This window comes from Corallococcus praedator (genome assembly GCF_003612125.1).
GTDB classification, from domain to species: domain Bacteria; phylum Myxococcota; class Myxococcia; order Myxococcales; family Myxococcaceae; genus Corallococcus; species Corallococcus praedator.
Window position 1 is genome coordinate 1 of record NZ_RAWI01000107.1, and the last position, 25,235, is coordinate 25,235.

Below are 25,235 nucleotides of genomic sequence, written 5' to 3' on the forward strand. Positions count from 1 at the left end.
CCCCCGTCCACCTCCCCTTCGGTCGCGTCACCACAGCCCACCACCAGCATGGAGAGAAGCACCAGGCACCGTGTCGCCGCTTTCATGTCGTCCTTCCAGGAGTCTTCGGGGAGCACCCATGCCCCCCTGCTGACTGGAAGAGACAGGCCCTGCGCCACCGTTGCGTGGAATCGACCCGCATCCTCTCGAAAGCGTGCGAACTCGCCCCTCGCTTCCGCCGTTTCCGGGGCATGGGCCTGCCTCCAGACGGTCAGCGCACCCAGGCGCCATGCCGGGGCGTGTCGCCGAATGGGAGGAGCCGGGCGACGTGTGGTCAATGCGGCTTGGGCGGGATCGTGTCGAACCGCGGCACCCCGTCCGCGACGTCGTAGTAGTCGCCCTTGTCGGCCATGTAGACGTGGACCGCGATGCGGGTGTGGGTAGGCGTGTCGAAGGCGCCCATCGCGATTCCAATCCAGTCGCGTTGGAGCGGATCCCAGAACAGCGACGAACCGCAGACAGAGCAGAAGCCGCGACGCGCCTTCTCGGACGACTGGAACCAGCGGATCGTGTCCTCGCCCTCGATCGTGACCGCTGAGCGCGGCACGTCGGTCGAGACGAAATAGTGGCCCGAGTGCTTGCGACACCGACCGCAGTGGCAGGCGTCAGGGGCAGGCAACTCGCCCTCCACGGTGAAGCGGACCGCGCCGCACAAACAGGAACCCCGATGCATGGGTGACCTCATCCGAACGAGAGAAAGACTGCGAACAATATTCTACCGGTCGCGGACACCTGGGGCGCGGCCGCATCCAATACACTCCCGCCGAACAATGTGCTCGCCCGCTTCGGCTCTCTGGAGGAGGACATATGAGCTCGAAGCTCGCCACGTGCGCGTCCATCTCGCTCGCAGTGCGTGACACGACGACTTCGTCGGCGCCGAGCGCGTTGGTGCTCGTGGGGGCTGTATCAAGGAGACGCAGGAGAGACTAGACTCCTGCGCAGAAAGGGGACTCGTCGGCGATATCGATTTCATCCCCCTCCTGTGAATCGAATACGCCTGCGAGCGGATGCTGAAAATGACGTCAAGTATCGGTCCGTCATCGACACCGCGAGCCTGGGTGGGTAGCTCATGACACGCATCTTCGTAAGCGGCTCTGCGGACGGACTCGGTCGCTTCACCGTGGACACGCTTCTCGCCGAGGGGCATCAGGTTGTTCTTCACGTGCGTGACCCGCAGCGTCTCTCCGCCGTGCAAGAGCTCGTGGCACGAGGAGCGCTCGCCGTCGTTGGCGACCTCGCCGACCTCCAGCAGACCCGCGACGTCGCCGACCAGGTGAACGCACTCGGCCCCATGGACGCCGTGATCCACAACGCCGGCGTCTACTCGGGCCCGTCGGTGCTGGCCGTGAACGTCGTCGCGCCGTACGTACTCACCGCCCTCATCCAACGTCCGAAGCGCTTGATCTACGAGAGCAGCGGCATGCACCGAGGCGGACGTCCAACCCTCGACGGAATGGACTGGAGCGGACGCCGCGCCACCGGCTCCTATTCGGACAGCAAGCTCTTCGTCACCGCGCTCGCCGCCGCTGTCGCACGCCTTTGGCCTGAGGTCATCAGCAACTCCGTCGACCCGGGCTGGGTGCCCACCAAGATGGGGGGTCCCAACGCGCCGGATGACCTGCGACTCGGCCATCTCACCCAGGAGTGGCTGGCCACCAGCGATGCCGCGGAAGCGCGCACGACCGGTGGCTACTGGCACCACCAACAACGGGCCGAGGAGCATCCATCGGTCCACGACCCGGAGTTCCAAAGCAGCCTGCTCGACGAGCTCGCCCGCGCGACTGGAACTCCGCTGGTGTGAAGCGACAAGGGCCCGGCACCCCACAGCGTGCATCACCACCGTCGGCGAACGGTCGCCTTGGGGCCGGTCACCAGGCTCGCCGCGGGCACGTCGTCGACGACGACCGCACCGGCCGCGACCACGGCGTCGCGCCCGATACGGACCCCGGGCATGATCGTCGCGCCCGCGCCAATCCACACGTTCTCCGCCACGTCGATGGGTGCGCCCGTGAGGTACAGCCGCCGATCGCCCGGGTCCACCGGATGGCTGACGGTGATGAACGTGGCCTTCGGGCCGACCATCACACCCTCGCCCAGCCGAATGCCGGCGTAGTCGAGGAACGTGCAGCCCTGATTGATGAACACACGCTCGGACAGCTCCAGATGGAGGCCGTGGTCCGTGTAGAAGGGCGGATGGATCGTGACCCTCTTCGGGAGCGGTCGGCCCAGGAGCTGCTCGAACAGGGCGGCCTTGCCCACCTCGTCCTCGAAGGGCAGGACGTTGAGGCGCGACGTAAGCTCGGTGGCCCGCAGCACCCGCTTGCTCATCGCCGTGAACTCGGGGCTGAGGACCCTCTCCCCGCTCGCTAGGGACTCAGGGCTGTGGATGCGCATGAGACGGTCAATGGGCATGCCACGACCTTCGCTCCCTGCCCACACTCACGTCCAGCCGCTCCTCCCCGAGACGCGGTGTCGAACCCGAGCGCTGCGCTCACAGTGGCGGCCAGGAGGCAGCGCTCTGCCTGCATTCACCGCTGGATGCCGGTGAGCGCGAGGCGCAGCACCCGGCGCGCGGTGAGCGGGTCGTCTTCGTTGGCGACGGCAATCGCGTTCGCCAGCCGCATCAGGTCCTCCGTGGTGGCGCTGGCGTGAATCGCGCCCGCCGATGACGCCTTCTCCACCAGGACGCGCAACACTTCGCGCACCATGTCCGTGCAGCAGATGTCTTCGGCGGAGAGGCCCTCCGGCCCCGTCAGCAGCGCGGCGGCGAGCCCACGATGGGTCGCGGTATGGACCGTCAAATCCTCGAGCCAGGCCGCCAGCTCGGCGGCGGGCTTCTTGCCCGGCTGCGCGGTGGCCCGCGCGCAGAGCTGCGCGACCCCATCCCGGAAGACCACCTCCAACAGCGCCTGCCGAGACGGGAAATGCCGGTGCAGGGTCGCCGAGCCCACCCCCGCCTTCCGGGCAATCTCCTCCAGCGACGCCTGCGCGCCATCCCGGGCAACCAGCTCCACGGCGGCCGCGACAATCCGCTCCCGGTTGCGTCGCCCATCCGCGCGCAACGGCTTGACGTGCTCCACGGCGCTCCTCTCCCTGGGCTCCCTTCCTTGACAAACGGGGTCCCCCTCCGTATCTAACCACGAAGATAAACGGTGGGGTCCCCCGTTTACAAAAAGGAGCTGCCCATGAGTCCGCAGACCGTTCTCGTTACCGCCGCCACGGGGCGCCAGGGCGGCGCCACCGCCCGGGCCCTGCTGGCCGAAGGCCACTCCGCGGTGCGCGTGTTGGTGCGCGATCCGGAGGCGCCGAACGCCCGGGCCCTCGCGGCGGCGGGCGCCGAGGTGGTCGTCGGGGACCTCGATGATCCTGCGTCGTTGCGCGCCGCGTGCGCCGGGGCGCGGGCGGTCTTCTCGATGCAGTCCCCCATCCTCTTGGCGACGGGGATCGACTTCAGCAAGGAGCTCCAGCAGGGGAGGAACCTTGTCGAGGCCGCGCTCGCCGAGGGCGTCGAGACGTTCGTGCACACCGCGACGTCCGGCGTCGGAAACCACCGCGACATCGAGGGCTGGGCAGAGGGACGCTGGAAGTTCCACGAGGTGTACTGGGAGAACAAGCTGGCCACCTGCGACCTCGTCCGTGGCGCGGGCTTCCGGCACTGGACCCTCATCCTGCCCGCCACCTTCATGGACCAACCCATGTTCGACCCCGCCGGCTTCGTCGACGGACGCCGCATGGTCACGGTGATCAAGACGGATCGCCCCATCCCGTTGATCGCCCCGGAGGACATCGGCAAGGCCGCTGCGGCGGCCATCCAGCATCCGTCGACGTTCCACGGCGTGACGCTGCAGCTTGCGGGGGACGTGCTCACGCTTCCGCAAATCGCCGAGATCCTCTCCCGCGTCGACGGCAAGGAGTACACCGTCCAGTCGGGCACCATCGAGGAGGCCGTCGCGGCCGGGTTGCATCCCGGCGTGGCGCAAGGCTTGACATACATGAACGTCGCTCCGGTGCTCGCACGGCCCGAGCTCGCGCGTGCCTACGGCCTGTCGCCCATGAGCTTCGAGACCTGGGTGAGCCAGCGTCGCGGGCTGACCTGACCGCCTGTCCCTGCTCAAGAGCGGGTCGCTGCGTCATGGGTGCGTTCTAGCGCTGCCTCCATGCGTCGCACTATTGTTGGCGGATGGCACTCTTCTGGTACCTGATGGTCACGCTGCTCGGCGCGCTGGGAACCCTGGCTTCGCTGCGCGTGCTCGAGCGGCTCGTGTACGGCGGCGGCAGCGGCTCCCTCCTCGTGCAGGCCGGCATGGGGCTCGGCCTGCTGATGCTGGCGACAAAGGCGTTGGGCAAGGCGCGCGCGCTGAAACGCCCGGCCCCGCCCGCCGGGAGCAGCGAGTCGAATCCTTCCTAGAGCGGGGCGGCTCCGTATCATCAGAACGGGGTTTCAATGGCGTCCGCAGGCGCGAATGAGACTCAGGTGAAGTTCTGGACTGCCCCCGCCCTGGAGGCAGTCGATTGGGTGTCTCCGAGCCCCAGGTGCTCCGTTCGTTTGGTGGCGCCACCGCTCTCCCTCCGCATGCGTATCTCATCGCGCTGCGGGTGGAGGTAGCGGACCTTGCAGGGTTCTCGGATCAAAGTCGTCTCACGAGACACTTCAAGCGCATGACCAGCATCACGCCTGGCGCATTCGCCAGGATGGCGGGCTGAACAGCGGGGCGTCATCGGCGCCCTGCTTCGGTCAGGAGCCCATCGGTAAGGTTCGTTCAAGACAGCTCTCTCGGGAGGGGGCCATTTCCCTGGGGCATCCGAGCAATGTCTCGCCTATGCGCCTGCGGCGAGCGCGTCCGCGAGGCGGGGGAACATGGGCTTGAAGCCGAGGTCTTCGCGGATGCGGCGACCGTCGAGGAGCGTGTCGAAATTGCGCGCGAACTCAGCGTTCGAGCCGTCAGGCGGCGGCGCGCCCACCGACGCGAACAGCGTGGCGAGCTCAGGGGCCTCGTCGTCGACGACGTTGTAGATGCGATGCGCAGGCGAAGGCGCATCGAGCAAACGAGCGACGGCCTGTGCGACGTCGGCGTGGTGGCCGATCGACAGGCGTTGGGCCGGCGGGAAGCTGCGCATCACCGGTATCACCTCCTCGATGTGTGGATCGCCGTCGCCGTACACGAACGGCAGACGAAGCACGCGCACGTCGAGCCCTTCGAGCGCGAGGAGGAAGCGCTCGGCGGCAAGCTTGCTCACCGGGTATGCTGCGGTCGGTGCGCAGGGGTCGTCCTCGCGGGCGAGGCGGCCACCGTTCGAACCGTAGACCAGGCCGGTGCTCGTGAAGATGAAGCGCTTCACGGAGGCGGCACGGGCGGCGCTCGCGAGGTGCTGCGTGCCGAGGTCATTGACCGCGTGCGCCTGCTCGGGAGTCGCGCCGCGGAAGAACGCTGCGCAGTGGACCACGGCGTCGACGCCGCGCACCGTGGCCGCGAGCGAGGCCACATCGAGCAGATCGCCCTGGACGAGCTCGACACGAGCTTCGTTCAGGGCGGCAGCGCGCTTCGGATCGCGCACGAGGGCGCGCACTTGATGGCCGCGCTCGGCGAGTCGCCTGGTGAGTCGACTTCCGACCTTTCCGGTCGCTCCGGTGACAAGGATTTTCATGTGTGGACCGTAACCATCCGCGACGCGTCGAGGATTGGAGAAAACGGACACGCTCACCGCTTCTTGCGCGACCGTCGCGCGCACGCCAAAGTCATCTCATGCACGCAAGCCCCGCTCACCACAGTCGCGTTGCGCCGAGCGCATCCACCGCGTCCGCCGTAGCGGCGCTGTTCGTGGACGAGCGCGACCGCGACGTGCCGGGCGTCTTGATTCCGCGTCCGGAGGTCCAGCTCGTCGTCCGGTTCGGGCCGTTGGCGCGAAGGGGTCTCGACGCACACGCGTTGGGCGGAAGGCAGAGGGTGCATCGAAAGGTCATTCGCAGCGGGCAGCGGACCGTGACGGCCCGTCTTCACCTGGGCTCGCATGAGGCGGTGCTCGGCGTGCCGGCCTCCGAAATCGCCGGAGGCATCGTCGCGCTCGAGGATCTGTGGGGCGACGCCGCGACCCGGCGGCTCCGCGATCGGCTCGGCGACGCCCGCGACACAAACGATGCGGCTGCAATCCTGGAGCGCGCGATCGCCGAACGCCTCGCGCTCGCGGACGGACGCCGCGCCCGCTCGCAACTCGCCCTCGATGCCGCCGAGAGGCTGACGAGCGCCAATGTGAACGCCGTCGCCGTCGACATCGGGGTGAGCGAGCGGCATCTCCGTCGCGTGTTCCGTGAAACCGTCGGCGTGAGCCCCAAGGCGTTCTCCAGGCTTGTACGCTTCCATCGCGCGCTACGCGCCGCGCGCGAGGACGATCACGCCAGTTGGGCGAGCATCGCCGCCGACGCCGGCTACTACGACCAGGCGCATCTCATCGCCGAGTTCCGCACGATCACGGGCGTGACGCCGCAGGGGTTTCTCGGCGAGCTCCGCGCGGCTCCGTTGATCGCCTGACGCCGGGCTCGCCATACAATCCATCCTCGCCGCGCTCTCGAAGCCGTTGTCCCCCCAGTCAGCATTTCCGCAATGCGAGTTCGTCAAGAAGTGGCGGGCACCTGCCTGGCGATATCAATGATCGCGGCGCGGACGAAGGCACACGCGTCGTCCTCATCCAGCGCGGCGGGCCAGAGCAGGTCCATGCCGCCCGCGCGGTGCGCGAAGGGGAAGGGCGCGCTGCGAAGGTGCGGCCGCTGCCGCAGGAGCTGCGCCGCGAAGACTTCTGGCAAGGTCGCCACCAGCGGGCTGCCGTCGACGATGGCGCCAATCGCGCTGAAGCTCGCGACCGAGCAGCGGACGCGCCGCTCGACGCCATACCGGTCCTCGACCGTGCCGCGGAGGTCGCCGTTGTAGGAGACGATGACGTGCTCCTGCGCCAGATACGTGCGCTTGCTCGGTCGCGCACCGAGGCGCACGTGGCGCGGGTCGAACAGACAGACGAAGTGGCCGCGGATGAGCGGCGTGCGCAGAAGGGTCTGCGGCAGCTTGTCGATGACCGTGGCCGCGAGGTCGACGCGACGGGTCGCCAGCGCATCGACCACCGTGCGGAATTGCACCGGCGTGCAGACGAGCCGCATCTTGGGCGCGTCGCGTCCGAGCCGGCGTAGCAGCGGCGGCAGCAGCCACTCATCCGAGAAGTCGGAGAGCCCGAGGCGGATGATCCGCTCGCTCGTGCGCGGATCGAAGCGCGCCGGTGCGAGCGCGGCCTGGAGCATCGCCTCGAGCAGCGGCCGGACCTCGGTCACGAGACGTGCTGCCCGGCTCGTTAGAATCGCGCCGCGGCCGTGGCGCACGAGCATCGGCGTGTCCAGCGACTCACTGAGCCGGGCGAGCGCCGCGCTCACCGCCGACTGCGTGAGGTAGAGCCCCGCGGCCGCCTTCGTGACCGAGCCCGTGTCGGAGACGGCGACGAGCACGCGCAGCAGGTTGAGGTCGAGATCCCTGGCACGAACAACGTTCATGATTGGCATGCATCCTATTTGCTGGTGTGAAGTGTGGCCATCGCTAGATTCGAACACATGACGAACACAGACAAACTCGGCGGTCGATTCACGTTCCCCGGCACATCGCTCACGGTGCACCGCATGGGCTATGGCGCCATGCAGCTCGCGGGTCCGCACGTCTGGGGACCGCCGCGTGATCCCGAAGCGGCCGCGGCGGTGCTGCGCGAGGCAATCGCGATCGGCATCGACCACTTCGACACGAGCGACGCCTACGGGCCCCACGTCACGAACCAGCTCATTCGCGCCACGCTGCACCCGTATCCCAGGAACATCGTGATCGTGTCGAAGCTGGGTGGGCGGCGGGGCGCGGACAAGTCATGGCTCCCGGCGCTATCGCCCGCCGAGATCCGCTCGGACCTCCAGGACAACCTGCGCCACCTCGGGCTCGACGCGATCGACGTCGTGAACTTGCGCATGATGAGCATGACGCCGACGGAAGGCCCGCTCGACAAGGAGCTCGCCGTCCTCATCGAGCTCAAGCGCGAGGGGCTCGTTCGCCACATCGGCCTCAGCAACGTGACGGCGCGTCAGGTCGAGCAGGCGCAAGCGCTCACCGAAATCGTCTGCGTGCAGAACCACTACAACCTGGCGCACCGCGGAGACGACGCGCTCATCGACGCGTTGGCGAAGAAGGGCATCGCCTACGTGCCGTTCTTCCCGCTCGGCGGCTTCACGCCACTCCAGTCCTCGGCGCTGTCGGAAGTCGCGAACGAGCTGGGCGCGACGCCGATGCAGGTCGCGCTCGCGTGGCTGCTGCACCGCGCGCCGAACATCCTGCTCATCCCGGGCACGTCGTCGGTCGCGCACCTGCGCGAGAACGTGGCCGCGGCGTCACTCGTGCTGCCGGCAAGGAGCATCGCCGCGCTCGACGGAATCGCGCGTTGAAGGCACCCGGTTGTCCGTGCCTGCGCGAAGCAATCGCGGCCCTCAGCCACGACGCCCTGCCCTTCTCCTCAAGCGCAGGGGGATGACTGCTGTCCCAGCGCTGATGACCGCAGTCACCAGGGCCTTCACACCGCCTTCGGGGCCCCTCCCGCCAACCCTTTGAAACCAGGGAGGTGCCTTGTCCACATCGCTCGACTTGAGCATGGCATGTCGGATGCATTCGGACAGGGCATCGCTGCACCGACCCCCTCCGCCGCACCTCTTGAGGAGCCTGCCATGCGTACCTCCCGCCTCGGTTCGACCTTGTCTCGCTCCACGACCCTCCCCTCCTCCGCGGGGCCCAAGCCCAGGCCTCCGGCGCGCGCCGCCACGCTCCCCGCCTCGGCGCCCTCCTCGCAGGCCATCAGGCCCGCGGCGACCAGGCCCGCCGCGAGCGCGCCGACGGCCCCGGAGTCCAAGCCCCTGAAGCACCCGGGCCTGCCCGAGGGTGGCCCCACCTACAGCCCCTGGGAGAAGACGACGGGCCAGGCTTCGGACGTGAGCGTGAGCGGCGGTGCCAACAAGCTCACGCCGCCCCCGGGAGCCCGCCAGAACATGCTCGTCGACAGGCCGGGCAACCCCTTCCAGAAGGACACCTTCGCTGGCGGCAAGGTGAGCGGCAACGTGGGCTCGATGCAGGCCTCCACCTCGAGCTACAGCGGCGGTGGCGTGCGCCACTACTCGGCCCAGGCCGAGGTGAACGGCCCCCACGCCGCCTACGAATTGCAGAAGACGCACGCGGGACGGCTGGGCGTGACGAGCGGCCAGCTCACCGCCGAGGCGAACACCTTCAAGGGGCAGGCCCAGGCCGGGGTGTCGCTCGACAGGAACGCGCACGCCTACACGGGCGCGCTGACGGCGAAGGCGGAGACGGGCGTGGGCGTCGCGGCGAGCGCGAGCCATGACTTCAACCGGCACGTGGGCGGGTACGTCAAGGGCGAGGCCAAGGCCTCCGCCACCGCCTACGCCGAGGGCGTGGCCAGCCTGGACCCGAAGACGGCCACGGCGATGCTCTCGGGCCAGGTGGGCGCGGCCGCCACGGCGGGCGCGTACGCCACGGCGGGCGGGCACGTGGGCCGGCTGCACGGCTCGGTCACCGCGGGCGCGGTGGCGGGCGCTGCGGCCCAGGCGGGCGGCAAGGTGGGGCTGGAGAATGGCTTCCTCAAGCACTCCGCGGACGTCCATACCGCCGCGGGTGTGGGCACCCACCTGAAGTCCGACCTCGCGGTCGACCTCCGTCACCACATCAAGCCGGGCATCGCGTCGGGCCTGCGTCCCGCCCTCGCCAACGCCACGAGCGTGGCCTCGCCCGCGAACGCACTCGCGCCCGAGAAGTCGCGCATCGAGAACTTCTTCGCCAAGGCCTTCCACACGGCCTGACATGCCCTGCGCCTGCCCCATCAGGCATTCATATCCATATGTTTTCCCGGTCAACGTGCTTTCGATGTAATACCGGACAGCACCACCAACAGACTCACGCGGCCCACGGGCCGCGTGAGCCTGTCCAACCGGGAGAAGCAGCGATGCAATCACAGATGAGAACGAGTGCACGAGCGGGATGTCCCAGACCGCTCATCGCTGTGTGCGCGGTCTTCTCCCTCGTCGTAGGCTGCTCGATGCCGTCGACGCCGGAGCCCCTGGAGCTCGCGGTCGCGCGCGCGGGCGCGGTCATCCAAGACGCCAACTTCGCTGACTCCGTCTTCGTCAGTGGCCTCCAGGGACCGACCACCATGACCTTCGCGCCCGACGGGCGCCTGTTCGTCTCGGAGAAGAACGGCTCGCTGCGCATCGTCGAGAACGGCCAGCTCCTGGCGACTCCGTTCGTGACGCTCGCCGTGGACAATGACAACGAGCGTGGGCTGATGGGCGTCGCGTTCGACCCCAACTTCGCCAGCAACCATTACCTGTATGTCTATTACACGTCGATCGCCGGCAGCATCCACAATCGGGTCAGCCGCTTCACCGCCAACGGCAATGTGGCGGTTCCCGGAAGCGAGCTGGTGCTCGCAGACCTTCCGACGCTCGACGCCGCCAACCACAACGGCGGCACGGTCCGCTTCGGACTCGACGGCAAGCTCTACGTTTCGGTCGGCGAAAACGCGGTCTCCTCCAACTCGCAGAGCCTGAACACGCCACTCGGAAAGCTGCTGCGCCTCAACCCGGACGGCAGCATTCCCACGGACAATCCGTTCTACGCGACCGCCACCGGGCTTGCGAAGGCGACCTGGGCGATGGGGCTGCGCAACCCCTTCACCTTCGACGTTCAACCCGGCACGGGGACCCTGTTCATCAACGACGTGGGCGAAGGCGGCTGGGAAGAGATCAACCGCGGCCAGGCCGGTGCCAACTACGGCTGGCCGATGACTGAAGGCTACTTCACGAATCGCCCGGGGCTCACGCAGCCGTTCTTCGCGTACCCGCATGGCGCCGGCACGGCCGCCGGCAACTGCATCGCCGGGGGTGCCTTCTACAACCCACCTGTCCCTGCGTTTCCCAGCGCGTACGTCGGTCAGTACTTCTTCGCGGATTACACCAACAATTGGATCTCGCGCATCGACCCGAACTCCGGCGCGCAGTCGCTGTTCGCGACGGCCGCCGCGGGGCCCGTGGACCTCGATGTGGGGCCTGACGGCGCGCTCTACTATCTGTCACGCGGCGCGGGCCAGGTGGGCCGCATCGCCTACACGGCTTCGCTGCCGCCGAGCATCGCGCAGCAACCGGCGAGCACCCTGGTATCGGTCGGCAATCCGGCGACCTTCACGGTGTCGGCGAGCGGCGAGCCGCCCCTCACCTATCGGTGGCAGCGGAACGGCGTGGACATCGCCGGCGCGACCTCGCCGAGCTACTCGCTGAACGCCGCGCAGCTCGCCGACAGCGGCGCGCGCTTCCGAGCAGTCGTCACCAACGGGCTTGGCTCGACCACCAGCGCCGAGGCGGTGCTGACGGTGACGTCCAACAAGCCGCCGGTGGCCACGATTGCGACGCCGGTCGCGGGAGCGACCTACACCGCGGCCAGCAACCTGATGTTCTCCGGCTCGGCCAGCGACATGGAGGATGGCGCGCTGCCGCCGAGCGCGATGACCTGGAGCATCACCTTCCATCACGATACCCACACGCATCCAGCCATGACCGATACCACCGGCATCGCGAGCGGGAGCTGGCCGATTCCGAGCGCCGGTGAGAGCTCGGCCAACGTCTGGTATCGCTTGCGGCTCACGGTGCGGGACTCCATCGGCCTCACCCACACGACGTATCGCGACGTACTCCCGGTCACGGTACCGCTCACGGTGACCAGCCTGCCGAGCGGGCTGCAGGTCCTGATGGACGGTCGGCCATTCGCCGCGCCGCATGAAACGACCGGCGTGGTCGGCGTCGTCCGCTCGGTGGGCGTCGAGTCGCCGCAGTACGCGAACGGGCGATTCTGGGCGTTCTCGTCGTGGTCGGACGGCGGCGCGCAATCGCACACCGTCACCACGCCTGGCAGTGCGGCCACCTACACGGCCACGTTCGTCGAGACCTCGGGCGGGAGCTGCTACCAGATTCAAAGCGAGCGCTCCGACAAGTGGCTCACCGTCGACAGCGCGGGCAAGGTCGTCGCTGGCAGCGCGGCGCAAGCAGGAGGGCAGATCTTCCAGCTCGTTCCGAACGGCACCCGGTACAAGCTCAAGGGCTCGGGCGACGCGTTCCTGGCGGTGGTGGCGAACCAGCTCGCGATGAGCGCCAACTTCTCCAGCGGGGAGTCGTTCACGCAGCTTCCCTGCGGGTATGGCGGACGCACTCGTGTCGGCTTCCAGGCTTCGTCGGGGAGCGCGCCCCATTGGAAGGAAACCACGCCGGACGGGCCGATCCAGAGCGGTGACGGCGGCAATGGCGGCGCCTGCAACCCGACCGATGGCGGCGCCTGGGAGGGCTTCTACCTCGAACCGGTGACCTGCCCGGGTGGCGGCGGCACCGGCCCCGTGTGCGGCAACGGCACCGTCGAGAGCGGCGAGCAATGCGACGATGGCAACACCCAGTCGGGCGATGGCTGCGATGCGACGTGCCACAGCGAGACGGGCGGCGGCGCGGGCTGCTTCCGCATCCAGAGCGAGCGCAGCGACCAGTGGCTCACCGTCGACGGCGCGGGCAAGGTGGCCGCCATCAGCACGACGCAGACCGGCGGCGCGATCTTCGAGCTCGTCACGAGCGGCGCGAAGTACAAGCTCAAGGGAGCGAGCGGCGCATACCTGGCGGTGGTCGCGGACCAGCTCACCGTGAGCGCCACGCTCAACACGGCGGAGCCGTTCACCCGCTACGACTGCGGCGTCCACGGCGGCCGCAACCGCTATGGCTTCGAGTCGTCAACGGGCAACGCGCGCAACTGGAAGGAGACCACCTCCGGCGCGCCCATCCAGAGCGGAAACGGAGGCAACGTGGGCATCTGCAATCCCACCGACGTTGGCGCGTGGGAGGCATTCTACCTCGAGCCCGCGACCTGCCCGGCGGCGGGACGATGACGACCTGAGCAGCTCTTCGCGTAACGTTCGGGGAGCAAAGAGAAGGCCCTGCCAGAAACTGGCAGGGCTTTTTGCTTTTCAGACCCGGGGAGAAATCCCGCCCCCCCGTTGCTCCCAGCGCCGCTGTTCGGGGATGGTGAGCCTGTTCCGGCGAAGGGCTCCGTATGCAGGACGAGCGCTCGCCCGCTCACGCATCCGGAGCACGACGGCACCTGGGGAATCGATGAGAGCTGAGCAGCGACTGCTGGCGTGGTTGGCCCTGGCATTCACGGTGGTGGGGGGATGTGGCGAGTCCGCGAAGCGCGCTGCCCAGGAGCCACGGCTCGGGGAGAGCACCTCGTCGGCCCGGCTCGATCTGGGCGGCCCCCTGACCGCGCGGATGCTCAAGAACATCCGGGATGGGGATGATTTCTCCTGGGCTGGGGGGCCCTACGCGCTGAACAGCCAGGTCCTCCTCAGTGTCTTCGGGAACGCCGCCACCGGCAGCGAGCCGTGGAGGACTGACGGGAGCGAGGCCGGGACCCTGCTCCTGAAGGACATCCGGCCTGGGAGCCAGGGCTCCGAGGCGGCCTACTTCACGCCCCTGCGCGACCTGTTGCTCTTCGCGGCCAACGACGGCACCAGCGGCTCCGAGCTCTGGAAGACCGATGGCACCGAGCAGGGCACGGTGCGCATCAAGGACATCCGCCCCGGCCTCTCGGGCGCCTCCCCGCTCCCGCTGATGGTCGTGGGCGACACGCTCTTCTTCATGGCCGATGACGGCACCACGGGGCCCGCTCTCTGGAAGACGGACGGCACCGAGGCCGGGACCCTTTTCGTCAAGGACCTCCGGACCGACTTCATCAGCCCCGCGCCCGCCTCCCTCACCGTGGTGGGCAGCACGCTCTTCTTCACGGCCGACGACGGCATCAACGGCCGCGAGCTGTGGAAGAGCGATGGGACGGCGGCCGGCACCTTCATGGTCAAGAACATCTGGGCTGGCGCCGCCACGTCCACTCCGGATTCGCTCCGCGCCGTGGGCAACACGCTCTTCTTCACGGCCGAGGACAGCCTCAACGGCCGTGAGCTGTGGAAGAGCGACGGGACGGCGGCCGGCACCTTCATGGTCCGGGACATCCGGGTCGGCAGCGAAGGCTCCCAGCTGCGGGACTTCACGGTCCTCGGCGACACACTGTTCTTCTCGGCCTACGACGCCGTCCACGGAGATGAGTTGTGGAAGACCGACGGGACTTCCCTCGGAACCCAGCATGTAAGAGGCATCGAGTATGGAAAAACCGCCACCAGCCCCCTGAACCTCTTCGTCATCGGGGACACCCTCTTCTTCACGGGCTACGACAGCACCCACGGCCACGAGCTGTGGAAGACCGACGGAACCGCGGCGGGCACCGTCCTCGTCCGCGACATCCTGCCGGGCAGCGCGGGCGGCTCCCCGGTGCGGATGCGCGAATGGAACGGGATGCTCCTCTTCGTCGCGATGGATGACCTCCATGGCCAGGAGCTCTGGAAGAGCGATGGCACCGAGGCCGGCACCGGGCTCGTCCGCGACATCCTGCCGGGCGCCGACAGCGCCATTCCCTACTTCATGCTGGGTTTGAAAGACTGCTTCCTGTTCGCCGCCAACGACGGCGCGCACGGCTATGAGCTGTGGAGGAGCGACGGCACCGAAGCCGGCACCTTCCTGGTGAGCGACCTCTGGCCAGGCCCCGACGCGAGCTTCCCCACCAACCCCGTCCGGCTGGGCGAAAACCGCTGCATCTTCTATGCGCAGGATGGCGTCCACGAGCTGGAGCCCTGGGTGAGCGACGGCACCACGTCCGGCACCCGGATGGTGAAGAACCTCAACACGACGGAGCTGGGCAGCAGCCCTCAGGCCTTCACCCGCATGGGCACCACGGTCTTCTTCCACGCCGAGGACCGACTCCACGGCAGGGAGCTGTGGAAGAGCGATGGCTCCGAGCACGGCACCGTTCGCGTCACGGACATCATGCCGGGCCGGGGAGGCGCGTTCGACCACTACAGCTTCCCCGTCGTGGTGAAGGACGCGCTGTACTTCCTGGCGGACGACGGGACCCACGGCTTCAAGCTGTGGAAGAGCGACGGCACCGAGGCTGGCACCGTGCGGCTGTCGGACGTGAAACCGGGCGCGCCGGGAATCGACCCCTACAATTACAAGGCCCTGCTCACGGGCTCGGGCGACCGGCTCTTCTTCGTCGCCGACGACGGTGTGTCCGGGCCCGAGCTGTGGAAGAGCGATGGTACCGAGGCCGGCACCGTCCTCGTCAAGGACCTCCGGCCCGGCACCGAGGGCTCCACCCCCAACGCCCTCGTGGACGTGAACGGCACGCTCTTCTTCGCCGCCAGGGATGGCGCCATCTTCGATGATGAGCTCTTCAAGAGTGACGGCACCGAGGCAGGGACGGTGCGCGTCAAGGACATCGCTCCTGGAAGCGGGGGGAGCCGTCCCAGGCAGCTCACGCGGGTCGGTGGCACGGTGTTCTTCGTCGCCAACGATGGCACCACGGGCGAGGAGCTGTGGAAGAGCGATGGCACCCAGGCCGGCACCGTCCTCGTCAAGGACATCCGCCCGGGCTACACGTCTCCAACACTCCTCACGGCCGTAGGCCAGACGCTGTTCTTCGTCGCCAACAATGGCATCACGGGTGAGGAGCTGTGGAAGAGCGATGGCACCCAGGCCGGCACCGTCCTCGTCAAGGACATCCGGCCGGGCACCAGCGGCGCCTCGCTCCGGTCGTTCACGGCCGTGGGCAACACGCTCTTCTTCACGGCCGACGACGGCACCAGAGGCCGTGAGCTGTGGAAGAGCGACGGCACCGAAGTCGGGACCGTGTGCCTGAAGGACATCTATCCCGGTCTCGGCAGCTCCTTTCCCGAGTCGCTCACGGCGGTCGACGGGTGGCTCGTCTTCAAAGCCGGGTCGCCTGGGATGGGCCAGGAGCCGTGGATCAGCGATGGAACACAGGAGGGAACGCGGATGCTCCTGGACCTCACGCCGGGCCCGGGCGCGTCGTATCTGGGGCTGTTCATGGGCGTCGGGGACACGCTGTACTTCACCTTCGACGACGGGGTGCACAGCTACGAACCGTGGCAGCTCGTCCCCAAGCTCCCGGACACGACGCCCCCCACGCTGACCTGCCCCGCGCCGGTCCTCGTGGAGGCCACCGGCGCCACGGGGGCGCTCGCGGAGTACCCGGCCGCCACCGCCACCGATGACGAGACCGCGACGCCCTCGCTGGACTACAGCCATGCCAGCGGGGACGCCTTCCCCCTCGGGGATACGAAGGTCACCGCCACCGCCACGGACGAGGCGGGCAACAGCGCCACCTGTGAGTTCACCCTCACCGTGCGCGACACCACGCCGCCCATCCCCACGTGCCCAGGGGATGTGACGCTGGAAGCCACACAGACCGGGGGCGCGCACGCCAGCTACGCCGAGGCCACCGCGACCGACACGGTCACCCCCTCGCCCGAGCTGACCTACAGCCACGCGAGCGGCGCGCTGTTCCCCGTCGGAACGGTGACGGTGACGGCGACGGCGAAGGACGCGGCGGGCAACAGCGCCACCTGCGCCTTCACCCTCACCGTGCGCGACACCACCGCGCCCGCCCTCGCCTGTCCCGCGGACGTGGTGGCCGAAGCCACGAGCCCCCAGGGCGCCTCCGTGGAGTACCCGCCCGCCGAGGCCCAGGACTCCGCCACCGGGGCGTCCGTGACGTACACCCACGCGTCGGGCACCGCTTTCGCGCTCGGCACCACCTCCGTCACCGCCACCGCCACGGATGGCGCGGGCAACCCGGCCTCGTGTGCCTTCACCGTCACCGTGCGCGACACCACACCGCCTGACGTGGGCTGCCCGGGTCCACTCACCGCCGAAGCGCAGGACGCCACGGGTGCGGACGTCGTCTTCGCGTCGGCCGCGCCGCGGGATGCCGTGACGCTCGCGCCCATCCTCTCGCACAGCCACGCGCCGGGCAGCCGATTCCCACTCGGCGCCACGGAGGTCCAGGTGTCCGCCACCGACGCGGCGGGCAATACGGGCACGTGTGCCTTCACCGTGACGGTGCATGACACCACCCCGCCCACCCTCACCTGCCCGGCCGACCTGGCGGTGACGACGTCCGCCCCCCAGGGCAAGAGCGTGACCTATGCGCCCGTCTCCGCCTCGGATGCCGTGTCCCCGGCGACGCTGACCTCGAGCCACGCCTCTGGCACCCTCTTCGCGCCCGGCATCACGCCCGTCACCGTCACCGCCACGGACGCGGCGGGCAACGCGGCATCCTGCACCTTCCAGGTGAAGGTGGACGTGCGGCCCGTGCAGGTCGAACCCGATGAGCCGTTCGGTTGTGGTTGCGACGCCGGCACGGACGCCCCGCGCGGCCTGGGTTGGGGCGCACTGCTGCTGCTTGCGTGGGCCTCCGCCCGCCGTCGTTCCAACGGGCACGCCTGACTCCTTGCCCATCCAAAATCCGGTCGCTGCGTCATGGGGCCCGGACTCGAATCCGCGCATCGAGCGCACCGCGATGGGTGGCACCGGCAACCCCGAGAAGAAGCTCGGGCATCTGTGCATGCACTTCGCCAACAAACCAGAACCTGGCCAATGTCCGCTGCTTCGATAACAAGGTCTGGGTCCGACGAAGACCTCCTGTCGTGGGACGGTAGCCATTGGCGAGAATGGGTGGCGCCAGCGAATCGGTAGCCGAAAGGGAGGAGAGCGGATGGACTGCTACGTGTTGGGTCTCCAGGAGCTCGACCAGACGCAGGTCGCGGTCGTTGGCGGCAAGGGCGCGCATCTGGGGGAACTTTCGCGGATCGAAGGCATCCGGGTGCCGGCTGGCTTCTGCGTGACGACAGACGCCTTCCAGCGGATCATGGCGGAAGCGCCGTCACTCGACGATCGCCTTGAGCGGCTGTCGCGCCTGAAGCCGGACGACCGGGAGCAGATCCGCACACTCAGCGCTGAGCTCCGCCGGACCCTCGAAGGGACCGCCATTCCTGACGAGCTGGCGGCGACAATCACCCGCGCGCTCGCCCGGCTTGGCGAACAAGCCGCCTACGCCGTCCGTTCGAGCGCGACAGCGGAGGACCTGCCGACGGCCTCCTTCGCGGGCCAGCAGGACACGTACCTGAACATCGTGGGGCCAGCGGCGATCCTCCAGCACGTCAGCCGGTGCTGGGCCTCGCTCTTCACCGAGCGGGCCGTGACCTACCGCCTGCGCAACGGCTTCGACCACCGGAAGGTCCGCATGGCGGTGGTCGTGCAGCAGATGGTCTTCCCGCAGGCGGCCGGCATCCTGTTCACGGCCGACCCCGTCACCTCCAACCGGAAGGTCGCCTCCGTGGAGGCCAGCTTCGGCCTGGGAGAGGCCCTGGTCTCCGGCCTGGTGAACGCGGACAACTACAAGGTGCGGGACGGCGAGGTCATCGCCAAGACGGTCGCCACCAAGCAGATGGCCATCCACGCCTTACCGGCAGGCGGGACGCAGGAACAGGCGATCGAGCCAGAGCGACGCCAGCAGCCAGCGCTGACGGATGCGCAGGTCGTGCGGCTCGCGCAGCTGGGCCGGCGGATCGAAGCGCACTTCGGCCGCCCCCAGGACATCGAATGGTGCCTGGTCGACGATGGCTTCCATTTCGTCCAGAGCCGGCCCATCACCACGCTGTTCCCCATCCCCACGGCCGGTGACCGGGAGAACCATGTCTACGTCTCCGTCGGTCATCAGCAGATGATGACCGACGCCATCAAGCCCCTGGGGCTCTCCCTGTTCCAGCTGACGGCCTTGCGGCCGATGTACGAGGCCGGCGGGAGGCTGTTCGTCGACGTCACCCAGGTCCTGGCTTCGCCAGCGGGGCGCGCGGGCCTCCTGGATGTCCTGGGTAAATCCGATCCGCTGATCACGGACGCGCTGCAGACCCTCCTGGGACGCGGCGACTTCATCCGGTTGCTCGCGGACGAGGGCCCCGGCAGGGCACCGGCCGGCGGCGCGCCAGCCCCGCTCAAGACGGACCCGGCCATCGTCGACGAGCTGATCGGACAGAGCCAGGCCTCCCTCGCCGCCTTGAAGCGCGACATCCAGACGAAGTCGGGTTCGGCGCGGCTCGACTTCATCCTGGCGGACATCCAGGAGCTGAAGCGGCTCTTGTTCGATCCGCGGAGCCATCAGGTGATCATGGCGGGGATGGAGGCCACCTGGTGGCTCAACGAGCAACTGCAGGCGTGGCTGGGTGAGAAGAACGCGGCCGACACGCTCACGCAGTCCGTCCCCCACAACGTCACGTCGGAGATGGGGCTGGCGCTCCTGGACGTCGCGGATGTCATCCGCCCGCATCCGGAGGTGGTGACTTTTCTGCAGCACGTCGAGGACGAGGGCTTCCTGGACGAGCTGCCCAGGCTCGCGGGAGGGCGGGAAGCGCGAGACGCCATCCGGGCCTACCTCGACACGTACGGCATGCGCTGCGTCGGAGAGATCGACATCACGAGGCCGCGTTGGAGCGAACGCCCCACCACGCTCGTGCCCATCATCCTCGGCAACATCAAGAACTTCGAGCCGGGCGCCGGCGCGCGGCGCTTCGAGCAGGGGCGGCAGGAGGCCTGGAAGAAGGAACAGGAGGTGCTGGAGCGCCTGCGGGCCTTGCCGGACGGGGAACAAAAGGCCGAAGAGGCCAAACGGATGATCGACCGGGTCCGGACCTTCATCGGATACCGGGAGTATCCGAAGTACGGCATCGTCAACCGCTACTTCGTCTACAAGCAGGCCTTGTTGGATGAAGCCGAGCGCCTCGTGCAGGCCCACGTGCTGCGTGAAAAGGAAGACATCTTCTTCCTCACGTTCCAGGAACTCCACGACGTCGTGCGCGCGAACCCGGTGGATGAACAGCTCATCCGCCAGCGCAAGGACACGTTCCGGTCCCATCAAGCACTCACGCCGCCCCGGGTGCTCACATCGGATGGCGAGGTCATCGCCGGGGCATACCGACGCGACGATTTGCCAGCCGGCGCGCTGGTCGGCCTGCCGGTTTCCGCCGGGCTCATCGAGGGGCGGGCCCGCGTCATCCTGGACATGGCGGAGGCCAATCTCGAAGCGGGCGACATCCTGGTCACCGCCTACACGGACCCCAGCTGGACGCCCCTGTTCGTCGCGCTCAAGGGATTGGTGACGGAGGTCGGGGGCCTGATGACCCATGGCTCGGTGATCGCCCGGGAGTACGGATTGCCGGCCGTCGTGGGGGTGGAGCATGCCACCCGGCGGATCCGGGATGGCCAACGGATCCGCGTGCATGGAACGGACGGGTACGTCGAAATCCTGTCCTGACCGGGCCAGCCCGACGGGCAGCCGGGCGGCACGTGGTCGCTCAGGCCGCCCCTCCCCGGGCCGCCCTGTCCGACACCGGGATGGGATCCAGGTCTGGCTCGACGTAGGACGCCCGGGCGTCAGGCGAGAACAGGACCTGCGCTGAGTAGTGGGTCAGCATGATTCCGCTGTCGAGCAGCTCGGGGTTCTTCTGGATGAAGTCCGCGGACGACGTACTGGAAGCCTTGCCCATGAAGTACCCGACCGCGAGGATCCATGCCCGGGTCAGCGTCTCATGGAACTTCGTTGCGGGGATTCCGTTGTGCGCGAGGAACTGCTGGAGCGCGTTGCGCATCCTCGCGATCGCCTCCTCCGTGCCGTGCTCCGACAGGTACACGTAGGCCAGGCGCACATGCGCTTCGTGGCTGAATGCCGCAGGCGCGATGGCGCAGGTTTCGAATGCCGTGCGAAAGGTACGGTCCGCGTCGGAGAGCGTGTGGGATTGCATGTCTTCCTCCACCTGAGGCCTGGGCAGGGCCGGAGCGGATTCTACCAGCCGGGGAGCGCGAAGCTCACTTCGTCTTGAGGAAGAACCGGTGCTCCGACCACCAGTCGAAGTGGCCGCGGCTGCGCGAGAAATAGAGGCCACGCTCCGCGTCGAGCACCTTCTCCCAGACCTTGCCCCCGTCCTTCTTCTTCAGCGTCCCCGTCGGCTTCCCGAGGAGCTTCGTCGCGGTGAAGTCGTTCACGCCCGAGGGGAGCTTGAACGCAAGGGGTCCGTCGTACTTCTCGCCAAGATGCACCTCGGAGATCACCCCGTTGCGCCCGACGCTCACGGTGATGCCGCGCTTCTTGTCCTGCAGCTTTCCTCCCGTCTTCGGCAGCTTCGCCGGCAACTTCAGCTTCTTCAGCTCCGCGGGGAGCTTCGTGTCGGACACCTTCCTGCCGAGCAGCGCCACGAGGCCGCGCGGCAGGGGCGGGAGCTTCTTCACGCCTTCGCTCTCGACGGGGGCGGGCGCGGCGTCACGCTGATACGCCTTCACGTTGAACTTCGCGGGCTTCGGCGCCTTGACCTTCTCGTTCGCCAGCCACACGCGCAGGGCGTCTCGGTCGTCCCCCTCATTGAGGTCATCCAGGCGCGTCTTGCCCGCGCCGAGCGCGAGCAGGAACGCCTCGAGACTGGGCGCGACGACCTTCAGGGCGTCGGACTCCGAATCGAACAGCACCACGGGCGCCGGCGCCACCGTCGAGACCAGCGCCAGCAGCGAGCCCTCTGGCAGCGAGAGGAAGCACCAGGCATCGCGCAGCTCGCCGGGAACCGGCGATGAGATGAGTTCGAACGTCCCGAACGTTCCGTACTCCTGCTTCGCGAGCCACTTCGCGAAACGTGCGAGCAGCGGCGGAATCACCTGCCCCTTGGGCGCCTTCAGCTTGGCGAAGTATTTGCTCATAGGAGGAGCACCCTACTCCACGCCGCGCGGAAACAGCCGACTGCCATTCAACTGCGTTCGCATTGGACCGCGAGCCCACCTTGGCAAGCGTCCCCCTCGGATTCCGATCTGGCCGTATCGGCCCCATAAAGAAATGTGCGGAAAACACGCAAATCACGCGTGCTAGCTTCGGAGGCCATGCACATTCCTCTCCGCCTCTCGTCGCTCCTCTTCGCCGCCTCCCTCGCCGCCGGCTGTCTCGGCGCCGAGACGGATGTGGACACCCTCCAGGCCACCGAGCAATCGGCCACGGATCCCACGTTCCGCGTCTACAACATCGTCGAGGCCGTGCTCCCGGCCGCCAACTACGACGGCGTCGCTGGCAACGAGTGCATTGCCCTCCTGAACCCCGAGCACCGCCTCCGCAAGATCATCCTCGTGGAGCCCGTGGGCGCTGGTGGCACCTGCGCTCTCAATGCCTACACCGCCGGCACCGCGTTCAGCTTCACCTGGGGCGACAGCTCCGTCTACCAGGGCTCGGCTGGCATCACCGCCCTGCGCGCCGCGCTCTCCGACACTGACGGCGCCGTGCACCGCCTCACCGGCTCGCTGACCTCCGAGGCCGCCACGCTGGCCCACCTGCAGGCCTTCCTCACGCAGAGCGACACCCAGCAGGCCAGCCAGATTGGCACCTTCACCGCCAACCGCGTCCACTCCCTCTACGACTTCGAGGGCCAGGAAGAAGTGTCCGCCGAGGCCGCCTACCAGGCCGTCAGCGTCCACCAGCCCTGCGAGAACCCCGGCTCGCCCTACCTCGAGGCCCGCGTCCACAATGGCTTCGTCTACGGCTACACCGCCGGCAACACCGGCAGCTGCTACAGCGGCTGGTTCACCCGGCACCACAGCTACAACCGCAATTGGCGCCTCGTCTACCGGTACGACTATTCGGAGTAGCTCGCCGCGCTGCTCACGCACTGAAGGCCCTGCCCTGAACCAGCAGGGCCTTTTTGCTTTCAGGAGCTGGACAGCCTGGAGTCGAGCCTCAGCCTTGAGCCCCTTTTCCGAAGGGCTCATGAAACTCCAGCACCTCATCATCCTCTGCGTCCCGGTACTCCCAATCCCTTCCTCGCATCGTCACACGAGCTTTTCGAACAGACGCATGAACACCGCGATACAGGAATGAACACCCGCCGAACGACGGACCGAACCAGAGATTCGCACGGGTCCCCCCCCCTTCCGGATGGGTCTCGACCGACTGGAACACGACCCCTCCAGGCGCCCCCTCCATCCGGTATTCCCCCCAGAAGGCTCGCAGCTCGGGGTTCAATCCCGGCTCCCTCTTGAAGTCCTCCACCCCCTCGAACACCAGCCGGACAAATGACCGTCGTTCAGCAGCCCGCCCCTCCCAATAGTCACTGACAACCACGAACTCATGGGACTCTCGATTGAGCGCATACGCAATCAACAAGCATTCCCTGAGCCCTTCCAGCCCGCCATCTCCAAGTACCAACTCCTTCGCACCCATTTCACGTCCCCTCGTATGGGATATGCGTAAGCTCCTGAAACATCGGGTGCGCCGGACTTACAACCGCCCCATCGACATCCAGGAAATTGTCCGCTGCGTCCTTCCAGCGAAAATAACCATTGCTCTGCCGTCCCCACTGGCTCGATGAAGGGCTCTTGCCGTTGGGACGCATGAACCGCAGGCGTTCAATACCCTTCAGGTCCAACCAGATCCATCCTTCGCTGTTGCGAGTGGCCACCTGACGCCAACCACTCGGTTTGTTGCGCTGAAGCCACTTCAAGGACACGCCACGGAGGGTGCTCCTCGGAAACTGTACCTCGGGGGCCGCAGACGCTCCGCTCGTTGCCTCACGGGCCCTTGCCGCACGGGCCCCTGAACGTTGGGAGCTGGCAACGGACAGCACCGCCTGCCGCGCCTTCGGCACGTTGCCTCGGGCCTCATGCAGGGCCAGCGCCGCGGGGTCTCCCCACTCCGTCACGAGGAGGGCGGCCTCCCGACTCTGTTGGAGCCAGCGAGCAAGTTCTCCCACCGCTCCCTGCCCCAACCGAGCCTCCAGCCGCTCCAGCACCGCCTTCAGCGCTTCCACGCGAGGTACCACCGCCTGGAGTCGGGCCCCCTCCTGCCTGGACAGGGAGCCTTCGCGAAAAGCGCGCACACCCTTGCCCCCTGCGTACAGGCCCACCATGAGCGCCGCAGGTGCCAGTTGCCGCGTGGCCTCCTCGTACTCCCCCTTGGACAGGGAATCCCCACCCTGTGCTGTCCCAGCCACCAGATGGTAGAAGCCCAGGGGCATGCCGAAGGTGAGGTGGTCGAAGGACGCCAGGGTCACATTGCCTGGCGCGAAAGCCCCCAGGTACTGCGCCTTCTCCACCTCCCAGTAAGCTTCCCGATAGGGCGGTGGCAGGCGCGGGGGCAGTTGGGACGCTTCGACACTCCAGCTTCCACCGACAAGGGGGATCGAGGACGCGACGTCGTCCATGGCCCTTCCCAAACCGCGCGCGATGTCGCGGCCACGGAAGTCCCGCTCTGGGAAGTCAATGAGGGCCAAGCCGCGCTGGCGCAGTTCCTCACGGACAACCTCCATGGACCCCAGGGTGCGCTTCAGCAGCTTGTCCTCGGCCAGCAAGCTCAGCATCTGATTCACCTCGTCGTCGTAGGCGGTGTGAAGGACGAAGAGGGCGAGAACTTCCGCCTTGGCCATGCCGTGCCTTTCGACGGCGGCGGCGAGGAAGGCGGCACGCTTGCGCAGAAGGACGCTGGCGGAATCCGCCTCCAACGGGCCGAGGGCCCCCAGCCGGACGGCATTCCAATCGGAGAGAGACTCCACCAGCCGGGGCATGTCCACCGTGCGCTGCAGGGCAAGGAAGGCTGCCGGAGTGGTACATCCGAGGAAGGGGGCCAGCACCTCCTCCTCCGAGTCCAGGTGCGGCCAGCCAGAGGGCACCTCCCCGCAGGAAGTGGATGGGGTCCCAACGACAAGCAGACGCGTTGTCTCCTCCTCACCCGCGTCCGGAAGCTGCGCTGGAGTGCGGCGCCGATACAGCAACGGTGCAACCGCGTCCTCCATGTCGGAAGTGGCTTCCGGCGTGCTGTCCTCAGGAAGGCTCGCGACAGCGGTGTTCCCCCACCCCGGCAGTGGGCTCAGGCGCGAGAGGGACGCGAGGGCGGTGCCATGACCCGCTCCGGAGGGCAAGGCACAGCCGGCATTGAGCATCGCCATGGCCAGGGCCCAGCCGACGCCTGTACGCAGCAGACGCTCAGCGCACATTGTCCACCCCCAGTCCCACGACCGCGAAGGCGCCCGGCCGCAACCTCCCCTCCGTCTCCGGAAACAGCAACGTGCCGCCCTGCCCCACCGCGTACAAATTCCCTCCGAGAAAGCGCCAGCGGGCCTCACTTGAAACGAGATAGCGCGCACCTGGAGCCCCCATCCCCGCTGCC

19 protein-coding genes and 1 pseudogene are annotated in these 25,235 nt (G+C 68.0%); 10 read left to right on the top strand and 10 right to left on the bottom strand.

Annotated elements, in window-relative coordinates; all coding sequences use genetic code 11:
* Positions 1 to 313: 313 nt before the first annotated feature.
* A complete protein-coding gene (locus D7Y13_RS16165) occupies positions 314 to 712 on the bottom strand; it encodes a GFA family protein (protein ID WP_120582926.1) in 399 nt (132 codons plus the stop codon).
* 396 nt (positions 713 to 1,108) lie between these two features.
* Between D7Y13_RS16165 and D7Y13_RS16175 the strand changes: the two genes are divergently transcribed.
* Positions 1,109 to 1,840: an SDR family NAD(P)-dependent oxidoreductase gene (locus D7Y13_RS16175; RefSeq protein ID WP_120582925.1), complete on the top strand. Its 732-nt coding sequence runs from the start codon at positions 1,109 to 1,111 to the stop codon at positions 1,838 to 1,840.
* Positions 1,841 to 1,872: 32 nt separating this feature from the next.
* Here D7Y13_RS16175 and D7Y13_RS16180 read toward each other — a convergent pair whose 3' ends face one another.
* The gene (locus tag D7Y13_RS16180; protein ID WP_120533461.1) at positions 1,873 to 2,451 is read right to left on the bottom strand and encodes a DapH/DapD/GlmU-related protein; all 579 of its coding nucleotides are present in this window, start codon (positions 2,449 to 2,451) and stop codon (positions 1,873 to 1,875) included.
* A 116-nt stretch (positions 2,452 to 2,567) separates the two neighbouring features.
* Positions 2,568 to 3,119: a TetR/AcrR family transcriptional regulator gene (locus tag D7Y13_RS16185; protein ID WP_120582924.1), complete on the bottom strand. Its 552-nt coding sequence runs from the start codon at positions 3,117 to 3,119 to the stop codon at positions 2,568 to 2,570.
* Positions 3,120 to 3,224: 105 nt separating this feature from the next.
* Between D7Y13_RS16185 and D7Y13_RS16190 the strand changes: the two genes are divergently transcribed.
* Positions 3,225 to 4,136, top strand: coding sequence for an NmrA family NAD(P)-binding protein (locus tag D7Y13_RS16190; RefSeq protein ID WP_120582945.1), 912 nt, complete (start codon positions 3,225 to 3,227; stop codon positions 4,134 to 4,136).
* An 83-nt stretch (positions 4,137 to 4,219) separates the two neighbouring features.
* Entirely contained in the window at positions 4,220 to 4,447 is a 228-nt protein-coding gene (locus tag D7Y13_RS16195; RefSeq protein ID WP_120533464.1) for a hypothetical protein, read from the top strand.
* 410 nt (positions 4,448 to 4,857) lie between these two features.
* Here the strand turns inward: D7Y13_RS16195 and D7Y13_RS16205 are convergent, their stop codons facing one another.
* A complete protein-coding gene (locus D7Y13_RS16205; protein WP_233595390.1) occupies positions 4,858 to 5,769 on the bottom strand; it encodes an NAD-dependent epimerase/dehydratase family protein in 912 nt (303 codons plus the stop codon).
* An 89-nt stretch (positions 5,770 to 5,858) separates the two neighbouring features.
* Here D7Y13_RS16205 and D7Y13_RS16210 point away from each other — a divergent pair, with 89 nt between their 5' ends.
* Positions 5,859 to 6,566: a helix-turn-helix domain-containing protein gene (locus tag D7Y13_RS16210; protein ID WP_233595389.1), complete on the top strand. Its 708-nt coding sequence runs from the start codon at positions 5,859 to 5,861 to the stop codon at positions 6,564 to 6,566.
* An 83-nt stretch (positions 6,567 to 6,649) separates the two neighbouring features.
* On the opposite strand, the gene D7Y13_RS16215 is transcribed toward D7Y13_RS16210, so the two are convergent.
* On the bottom strand, positions 6,650 to 7,570 hold the full coding sequence (locus D7Y13_RS16215) for a LysR family transcriptional regulator (protein ID WP_120582923.1): 921 nt from the start codon (positions 7,568 to 7,570) through the stop codon (positions 6,650 to 6,652).
* A gap of 57 nt (positions 7,571 to 7,627) precedes the next feature.
* Here D7Y13_RS16215 and D7Y13_RS16220 point away from each other — a divergent pair, with 57 nt between their 5' ends.
* The 5 genes from D7Y13_RS16220 to rph all read left to right on the top strand — a co-directional run bounded on the left by D7Y13_RS16220 (position 7,628) and on the right by rph (position 20,360).
* Positions 7,628 to 8,497 carry an aldo/keto reductase family oxidoreductase gene (locus D7Y13_RS16220; protein ID WP_120582922.1) on the top strand — a complete coding sequence of 290 codons (870 nt, stop codon included), beginning with the start codon at positions 7,628 to 7,630 and terminating at the stop codon, positions 8,495 to 8,497.
* Positions 8,498 to 8,773: 276 nt separating this feature from the next.
* Positions 8,774 to 9,916, top strand: coding sequence for a hypothetical protein (locus D7Y13_RS16225; RefSeq protein WP_120582921.1), 1,143 nt, complete (start codon positions 8,774 to 8,776; stop codon positions 9,914 to 9,916).
* Between the two features lie 236 nt (positions 9,917 to 10,152).
* The gene (locus tag D7Y13_RS16230; RefSeq protein ID WP_233595388.1) at positions 10,153 to 13,032 is read left to right on the top strand and encodes a PQQ-dependent sugar dehydrogenase; all 2,880 of its coding nucleotides are present in this window, start codon (positions 10,153 to 10,155) and stop codon (positions 13,030 to 13,032) included.
* Positions 13,033 to 13,255: 223 nt separating this feature from the next.
* The gene (locus D7Y13_RS16235) at positions 13,256 to 17,497 is read left to right on the top strand and encodes an ELWxxDGT repeat protein (RefSeq protein ID WP_158620317.1); all 4,242 of its coding nucleotides are present in this window, start codon (positions 13,256 to 13,258) and stop codon (positions 17,495 to 17,497) included.
* Positions 17,498 to 17,765: 268 nt separating this feature from the next.
* Entirely contained in the window at positions 17,766 to 20,360 is a 2,595-nt protein-coding gene (rph, locus tag D7Y13_RS16240) for a rifamycin-inactivating phosphotransferase (protein WP_120582918.1), read from the top strand.
* 40 nt (positions 20,361 to 20,400) lie between these two features.
* Here rph and D7Y13_RS16245 read toward each other — a convergent pair whose 3' ends face one another.
* Positions 20,401 to 20,847, bottom strand: coding sequence for a hypothetical protein (locus D7Y13_RS16245; RefSeq protein ID WP_233595387.1), 447 nt, complete (start codon positions 20,845 to 20,847; stop codon positions 20,401 to 20,403).
* Between the two features lie 64 nt (positions 20,848 to 20,911).
* Positions 20,912 to 21,790 (bottom strand): SMI1/KNR4 family protein, encoded by an 879-nt coding sequence (locus D7Y13_RS16250; RefSeq protein WP_120582917.1) that lies wholly within the window; start codon positions 21,788 to 21,790, stop codon positions 20,912 to 20,914.
* Between the two features lie 177 nt (positions 21,791 to 21,967).
* Between D7Y13_RS16250 and D7Y13_RS16255 the strand changes: the two genes are divergently transcribed.
* Positions 21,968 to 22,723 (top strand): hypothetical protein, encoded by a 756-nt coding sequence (locus D7Y13_RS16255; RefSeq protein ID WP_120582916.1) that lies wholly within the window; start codon positions 21,968 to 21,970, stop codon positions 22,721 to 22,723.
* An 88-nt stretch (positions 22,724 to 22,811) separates the two neighbouring features.
* On the opposite strand, the gene D7Y13_RS45230 is transcribed toward D7Y13_RS16255, so the two are convergent.
* The 3 genes and pseudogenes from D7Y13_RS45230 to D7Y13_RS16265 all read right to left on the bottom strand — a co-directional run.
* Positions 22,812 to 23,294 (bottom strand): hypothetical protein, encoded by a 483-nt coding sequence (locus D7Y13_RS45230; RefSeq protein ID WP_147444243.1) that lies wholly within the window; start codon positions 23,292 to 23,294, stop codon positions 22,812 to 22,814.
* A gap of 1 nt (position 23,295) precedes the next feature.
* Positions 23,296 to 24,699 carry a hypothetical protein gene (locus D7Y13_RS16260; protein WP_233595386.1) on the bottom strand — a complete coding sequence of 468 codons (1,404 nt, stop codon included), beginning with the start codon at positions 24,697 to 24,699 and terminating at the stop codon, positions 23,296 to 23,298.
* A 352-nt stretch (positions 24,700 to 25,051) separates the two neighbouring features.
* Positions 25,052 to 25,235 (bottom strand): annotated as a pseudogene (locus D7Y13_RS16265) (hypothetical protein); the annotation flags it as partial.

Bases quoted from the DNA above. Each gene is read 5' to 3' on its own strand.
- D7Y13_RS16165 (WP_120582926.1), bottom strand. From the start codon at position 712: ATGCATCGGGGTTCCTGTTTGTGCGGCGCGGTCCGCTTCACCGTGGAG.
- D7Y13_RS16175 (WP_120582925.1), top strand. From the start codon at position 1,109: ATGACACGCATCTTCGTAAGCGGCTCTGCGGACGGACTCGGTCGCTTC.
- D7Y13_RS16180 (WP_120533461.1), bottom strand. From the start codon at position 2,451: ATGCCCATTGACCGTCTCATGCGCATCCACAGCCCTGAGTCCCTAGCG.
- D7Y13_RS16190 (WP_120582945.1), top strand. From the start codon at position 3,225: ATGAGTCCGCAGACCGTTCTCGTTACCGCCGCCACGGGGCGCCAGGGC.
- D7Y13_RS16195 (WP_120533464.1), top strand. From the start codon at position 4,220: ATGGCACTCTTCTGGTACCTGATGGTCACGCTGCTCGGCGCGCTGGGA.
- D7Y13_RS16215 (WP_120582923.1), bottom strand. From the start codon at position 7,570: ATGAACGTTGTTCGTGCCAGGGATCTCGACCTCAACCTGCTGCGCGTG.
- D7Y13_RS16220 (WP_120582922.1), top strand. From the start codon at position 7,628: ATGACGAACACAGACAAACTCGGCGGTCGATTCACGTTCCCCGGCACA.
- D7Y13_RS16225 (WP_120582921.1), top strand. From the start codon at position 8,774: ATGCGTACCTCCCGCCTCGGTTCGACCTTGTCTCGCTCCACGACCCTC.
- D7Y13_RS16230 (WP_233595388.1), top strand. From the start codon at position 10,153: ATGCCGTCGACGCCGGAGCCCCTGGAGCTCGCGGTCGCGCGCGCGGGC.
- D7Y13_RS16235 (WP_158620317.1), top strand. From the start codon at position 13,256: ATGAGAGCTGAGCAGCGACTGCTGGCGTGGTTGGCCCTGGCATTCACG.
- rph (WP_120582918.1), top strand. From the start codon at position 17,766: ATGGACTGCTACGTGTTGGGTCTCCAGGAGCTCGACCAGACGCAGGTC.
- D7Y13_RS16245 (WP_233595387.1), bottom strand. From the start codon at position 20,847: ATGCAATCCCACACGCTCTCCGACGCGGACCGTACCTTTCGCACGGCA.
- D7Y13_RS16250 (WP_120582917.1), bottom strand. From the start codon at position 21,790: ATGAGCAAATACTTCGCCAAGCTGAAGGCGCCCAAGGGGCAGGTGATT.
- D7Y13_RS16255 (WP_120582916.1), top strand. From the start codon at position 21,968: ATGCACATTCCTCTCCGCCTCTCGTCGCTCCTCTTCGCCGCCTCCCTC.
- D7Y13_RS45230 (WP_147444243.1), bottom strand. From the start codon at position 23,294: ATGGGTGCGAAGGAGTTGGTACTTGGAGATGGCGGGCTGGAAGGGCTC.